Source organism: Actinomycetota bacterium, from assembly GCA_036280995.1.
Taxonomy (GTDB): domain Bacteria; phylum Actinomycetota; class CALGFH01; order CALGFH01; family CALGFH01; genus CALGFH01.
In genome coordinates this window covers 1-4,650 of the sequence record DASUPQ010000391.1, presented here as the reverse complement: position 1 = coordinate 4,650, position 4,650 = coordinate 1, and the positions used below count along the sequence as shown (strand labels likewise).

At 69.2% G+C, this 4,650-nt stretch carries 3 protein-coding genes; 1 reads left to right on the top strand and 2 read right to left on the bottom strand.

What is annotated here, in order from left to right:
• Nucleotides 1-251: ABC transporter permease (locus tag VF468_13060; GenBank protein ID HEX5879224.1), on the bottom strand; the 251-nt coding region annotated here is incomplete at its 3' end.
• Nucleotides 252-668: 417 nt separating this feature from the next.
• On the opposite strand from VF468_13060, the gene VF468_13055 reads away from it, so the two are divergent.
• A complete protein-coding gene (locus VF468_13055; protein HEX5879223.1) occupies nucleotides 669-1,616 on the top strand; it encodes a hypothetical protein in 948 nt (315 codons plus the stop codon).
• An 8-nt stretch (nucleotides 1,617-1,624) separates the two neighbouring features.
• Here the strand turns inward: VF468_13055 and VF468_13050 are convergent, their stop codons facing one another.
• Nucleotides 1,625-3,607, bottom strand: coding sequence for an FG-GAP-like repeat-containing protein (locus tag VF468_13050; GenBank protein ID HEX5879222.1), 1,983 nt, complete (start codon nucleotides 3,605-3,607; stop codon nucleotides 1,625-1,627).
• Nucleotides 3,608-4,650 lie beyond the last annotated feature (1,043 nt).

The following is a 4,650-nucleotide window of genomic DNA, read 5'->3' as shown; positions in this document are numbered from 1 at the left end:
TCGCGCAGGGTCGCCACCGCGTCCTCGCGGGTCTCATCCGGCGCGACCCGCTCCACCACGAACGGCTCCTGCAGCCGCTCGGCCGCCGCCTGGGCGTCGGGGCCGACCACCACCGTCTTGATCTCGGTAACGTCGAAGCTGGCCGCGTAGCCGAACACCACCAGCAGCACCAGCGGCATCACGATCATCATCGCCACCGTGCGATGGTCCCGGCGCAGCTGGCGGAACTCCTTTTGCACCATCGCCCACATGCGGCACCCTCCAGGGCAGGAACTCAACGCTCGATGAAGTCTACGAACGTTGAAGTCCTTCGTCAACCAGGCAGCTACGGCCAGTGCGTCGCCGAACTCGAACAGGTCGTCGGCACGGCGGAGAAACAGGCGTGCAGCTGAGCGCGAAACGTCTGGAGCTGCGCAATGGGGACTGGCGGCCGGCCACGACTTCGCCTAGGCACGCAAGCGGGTCGCGCCTGGCGTTTCAGGCAATACGGCTCAATACGACGTACGTGGGATTCTCAGTGGTCACGTGTCGTCGCTAGGGTGGCTCCTTGTGCCGCTGCGAAGGAGGGGGTGACCGACCCTGGCTCGTTGAGGACGCCATGGCCTCCGCCGGAGGTGTCTGTGACCTGGATCTCGACCCGCAATCCGATCCGACGGCTCATCGCTACCTTGCTCACGATCGCCGCGGTCCTGGTCGCCTCGCCGGCCGCCGCGGCCCAGCCCGGTGCGTCCGACGGCCGAGCACGGCAACTCGAGCGGGTCGCCCTCGACCTTGCCGTCCGGCTGCGGGCCGTGCCCGTCCGCGACGGCGACTTCGCTGATCCGGGACGGTACTGTCCACGCGACCGGCTGGCCGTCTCCTGGACCCCTCCTGTGGGAGCCTTCCGGTTCGGCGCCTACATCCCACCGCTGGGGCCGGCCCCAGGCCCGCCAACCACGAGCGTGAACGGCGTGGTTATCTGCCGCGGCGCGACCTACGCCTACATGGGCTTCGAGGCCCGACGGGCAGCCGGTGGCTGGCGGGTCATCGACGTGCCTGCGGTGGACGAGCCGCCTCACGGGACGGCGTCCAGCCGCTCCCATGGGCCGGCCGCGGCGGCTCTGCCGCTGGCGGCCGCCCTGCCACCCTCTGGCTCAGGGCCGCTGGACGACCTTGCGCCCTATCAGCCGCAGACCACCTGCAGCCCTTCCGCCAAGCCCGGCGTGGCTGGCTTTCAACGGATCGTCCTGGCCTCGTTTCCGGGCACGCCCAGCTTTGGCGTCTCGCGGGACTGCTCGATCGGCGGCCGCAGCGAGCACAAGGAGGGGCGGGCCTGGGACTGGGGCGTGGCCGCGACCGATCCTCGCGGACGCGCCGCCGCCGGCGAGGTCCTCAGATGGCTGTTCCGGGCCGATCCAACGGGTCGCCGCTGGGCAATGGTCCGTCGTCTGGGCATGATGTACATCATCTACAACCGGCGCATCTGGGCTTCCTACCGGGCGGAGGAGGGCTGGCGGCCATACGCCGGCACGAACCCACACACCGACCACATCCATTTCAGCTTCAGTTGGGCTGGCGCACGCAAGCAGACCAGCTACTGGGACGGCACCCCGGTCCGCTACGGCAGCCCCACCTGACAGCAGGGCTACGCGGGGATGACGCCCTCCGGGAAGTCCGGCATGATCAGCTCCTGCTCCTGCTGCTGCTCCTGCTGCAGCGTCGCGGCTCCGCCGAGCGGCGGGAAGGGGTTGTCGGAGTAGACGCCGATCCCTCGGTCCCAGAACCGCTGGATCTGGTTGGGGTCACCGAGGCTGTGGACGTAGACGTTGGCCCCGAGGCCCTTCAGGGCGCTGGCGAACGAGGGGCGGTAGCGGCGGGCCTGGCGGCCGTTGGCGGCCAGGCTGATGGACAGGTCCCGGTCCCGCCACCACATCATCACCGCCGGCGCGCGGTAGCGGTTGGTGAAGTCGCCCACGATGGGGTCGTCGTAGCGGTTCTGGGCCTGGGTGTGGTACAGGGCCACCATGTAGTTCTGCAGCGGGTACGCGGTGCGGAACTCGGTCAGCTCGGCCCGGTCCTCGACGTGGGGGAAGATGCGTTCGCGGAGGCTCCGCTCGGGCGCGTGCCGCAGCATGCTCCGGTAGATGTCGAGCCGGGCGTACTTGGAGTCGAGGATCACGTACATGTCGGGGTGCTGGCGCATCAGCCTGGCCAGCTCCTGGACGCGCAGGATGGTGTAGCGCCCCAGGTACTTGTGGCCGGCCAGATCGGCCCAGGTCGCCTCCGTGAAGGGCTTGTTCAGGCCGTAGTTGGCCTCGAGGCCGTCGTGGGCGAGCAGGGCGGTCCCGTCGGCCAGGCGGACGAGGTCGACCTCGAAGACCCGGAAGCCGCGCCCGTAGTTGCGCTGGAAGGCCTCCAGGCTGTTGGTGTACCCATGGCCGTCGACGGCGCCGAAGGCGTGGGCGACGAACCCGTAAGGGTTGTACGCGCTGCGGAGTGACTCAGGACGCAGCGGCGGAGCTCTGGTGTAGCCGATGTCCAGGGTGGTCGCCCGGGAGGTGAACCGTCGGTTGGCGTGGCCGAACCAGAGGATGTCGTAGGGGTCGCCTGGGGCGTACCAGAAGACGTCGTTGGGGCCGCCGCCGCCGTAGTCCCCGACGTACGGCTGGTAGGTGCCGCGCACGGTGGCCGCGACGGCTCCGAAGCGGCCGTCGGCGCGTCCGTACCAGACCACGTCGTAGCCGCCGCCCGGTCCGTACCAGAAGATGTCGCGGCGACCGTCGGCGTCGAAGTCGCCGGTGAACGGCTGGTAGTTGCCGGCGACGTTGACCGCCCGGCCGGTGAAGCGCCCGTTGGCGTGTCCGAACCAGAGGACGTCGGGGGCGGCGCCGGGCCCGTACCAGAGGATGTCGCGAGCGCGGTCGCCGTTCCAGTCGCCCAGCAGCGGCTGGTAGGTCCGCCCGACGTTGATCGCCCGGCTGGAGAACCCGCCGCTGGCCCGGCCCAGCCAGAGGACGTCGTAGCCTGCACCGGGCCCGTACCAGAGGATGTCGCGGCGGCCGTCGCCGTTGAAGTCGGCCACCAGCGGCTGATAGGTGCCGCGCACGGTCACCGCCCGGCCGCTGAAGCCACCCGAGGACCGCCCGTACCAGATGACGTCGTTTCCGGCGCCGGGGCCGTACCAGAAGATGTCGCCCCGGCCGTCGCCGTTGAAGTCGCCGAGCAGGGGCTCATAGCTGCCGTTCACGGTGACCGAGGCGCCGGAGAACGCCCCATCGGTCTTGCCATACCAGAGCACGTCAGGGTGGGACCCGGGCCCGTACCAGAAGATGTCGGCGTGGCCGTTGCCGTTGAAGTCGCCGACCAGCGGCAGGTAGCTGCGGCCGACCCTGGCCGCCGCCCCGCGGAAGGCCCGGTCCGGCCGCCCCAGCCAGACATGGTCGGGAAGGCTCCCCGGTCCGTACATGAACACATCCGACCGATGATCGCCGTCGAAGTCCCCGATGAGCGGGGTGATCTGGCTGGGGATAGAGGTCGCCTGGACGGCGGTCGCGGCTCCGTCAGCGACCGGTGCCCGCTGGCCGGATTCCTGTCCTGTTGTCGGGGCTGGCTGCGCCAGCGCCTGCACGGACAGCAGACACAGGATCACCAAACCGAGCGTAGCCGACCTCAGAACGACGTGAGGCTTCCGCACCCTTAGCCCTCCCCCAACTCGGCATTGCCGCTCCGGACATAACGGGGCGGACAGGCTACAAGATCGGTCCGCCCATAGCTGGCTTAGTACGCAATAACCGGTAATGAGACGTAGACATATACGGCACAAGGACTGGGTTAGAGACTGGGAACCGTCGTGAAACGGTCGAACGGATTGCCGTTGGACCGTCCGAGCCAGCCACCAGCGATCGGCTCTCCGATCTCATCTCAGCTGAGCCGGAAGCTGGCTAGCACCCGGTCGTAGGCGCCGGCCGGAGCGGCGGGCTGTTGTAGCGAGGTCGTCAGGACATACCACCGTTCCCGACCCTGCAAGGTGGTGCTGACCACCATTGAGGTGGTGTCCTGGCACCGGCTGCCCTCAAGCCCACCAACCCGGACCGGTCGGCAGCCGCTGGTGGAAGGATTGGTGGCTCCCGGGTCAGGGGGCGCGGTCGAGGTGACCAACACGCTGACACCGCTGCCTCTTGGCGGAAGCAGCGACAGCACGGGCCCACCGCTGCCGGTACTCTCCTTGGCCCGCCAGCCGGGCGGGTAGCGCAGCCGGTAGCCACCAGCGACGCTGGTGAACACCCGCCAGTTGGAGGGGGCGGGATTCAGGGAGCTCGCAGGTGACGGCAGAGTCGAGGGAACGGTCCGGCCCGTGGAGGTGCTCCTCAGACCTGGCTCATCAGCGCGGCATCCAACCCCGGCCAGCGTGACCACGAGCAGGCCGGCCAGGGCGAGCAACTTGATCATCACAGCCTCCGTCATGCTCTGCGCCAATCATTGCACGCCTACCGCAACCGGTTCCCTTAGGACCGCCTTGGCGAGCAGCTCCCTGCCGTCCTCCGCCTCAGTGGCAGGTGACCGGACCGCCCCTGTCGAGCACGGCTCCGTCCTCGGAAACGAAGCGCCACTGGTAGCTGGCCGGGTGCAGGACCAGCTCGAGCACACCGTGGGCGCTTGCGAGGCGGCGCT